The organism is Aquibacillus kalidii (assembly GCF_014280935.1).
GTDB lineage: Bacteria > Bacillota > Bacilli > Bacillales > Amphibacillaceae > Aquibacillus_D > Aquibacillus_D kalidii.
The window spans coordinates 1-1149 of the sequence record NZ_JACLZI010000014.1 but is presented as its reverse complement, the minus strand read 5'-3'; the positions used below and the strand labels follow the sequence as shown (position 1 = coordinate 1149).

The 1149-nt window shown below is 38.0% G+C and carries 5 tRNA genes; all 5 read left to right on the top strand.

The features are described from left to right. Positions 1-22 precede the first annotated feature (22 nt). The 5 genes from H7K77_RS02445 (at position 23) to H7K77_RS02425 (ending at position 475) form a co-directional block, all read left to right on the top strand. A tRNA-Glu gene (locus tag H7K77_RS02445) sits at positions 23-97 on the top strand. A gap of 6 nt (positions 98-103) precedes the next feature. Next, positions 104-179, top strand: a tRNA-Val gene (locus H7K77_RS02440). Positions 180-199: 20 nt separating this feature from the next. Continuing rightward, positions 200-285 (top strand) — tRNA-Tyr (locus tag H7K77_RS02435). A gap of 28 nt (positions 286-313) precedes the next feature. Continuing rightward, positions 314-388, top strand: a tRNA-Gln gene (locus H7K77_RS02430). Positions 389-402: 14 nt separating this feature from the next. Continuing rightward, positions 403-475 (top strand) — tRNA-Ala (locus H7K77_RS02425). Positions 476-1149 lie beyond the last annotated feature (674 nt).

Sequence of the window (1149 nt, the reverse complement as noted above, 5' to 3'; positions counted from 1 at the left end):
TCCTTCTCCGCCATTCTAAAATGGCCCGTTGGTCAAGCGGTTAAGACACCGCCCTTTCACGGCGGTAACACGGGTTCGAATCCCGTACGGGTCACCATATTTTGGAGGATTAGCTCAGCTGGGAGAGCACCTGCCTTACAAGCAGGGGGTCGCAGGTTCGAGCCCTGCATCCTCCACCATTAAACTTAAATCCTATAACGGAGGGATAGCGAAGTTGGCCAAACGCGGCGGACTGTAAATCCGCTCCCATCGGGTTCGTAGGTTCGAGTCCTACTCCCTCCACCATAATATATTCGGTTACATTGATTATTATTGGGCTATAGCCAAGCGGTAAGGCAACGGTTTTTGGTACCGTCATGCGCTGGTTCGAATCCAGCTAGCCCAGCCATTTTATTTTGATACGGGGCCTTAGCTCAGCTGGGAGAGCGCCTGCTTTGCACGCAGGAGGTCAGCGGTTCGATCCCGCTAGGCTCCACTCTCGAAAAGACTTCACAAAGTAACTAAAACTTTGTGAAGTCTTTTTTATTTTTTGATGATCATTTTTTGTTCGTAGCACATCCTTTAATTATTCGACATAAAAATAATCAAGACATTGAAAAGCGGTGCCTCTGAAAAATATTTTAAAGGACATTGTAATTCTTAGTAGTATTAAAGCCCAAAACTAAGGAATTGATTAAAACTCTTTTTTGGTAAACAGATGTTATAAAATAGCCTATAAATTCTGATTTTATGGGAGATAGTATTAAGGGAGTATCAACAAATAGGATTGGGTTCCATTAATAGAAATGAATTAGAATTAAAAAGGAATACCTATGATTAGTAAAACTTCTCTGTCTATGTTGAGTATTAGGGAAGGAAGTATATTTAACAACGTAAAAGTGGAATTTTTTTGAGTACCTAATTCTATTGATATACTTTTACAATCATGGTATATTATAAATCCCTCATCACGAGGGAAACGTTAATTATAAATAATCTAATAAAGTTGTTGACCTACAGATTGTTAATGTGTTATATTAATTTGGTCGCTTTAAAAACACGACAATGATAATAAAAAAGTTATTGACTTTATCAAAATAACTTGATAAAATATAAAAGTTGTCGTTCCTATTAGGATGATAACGATTGATCTTTGAAAACTGAACAAAA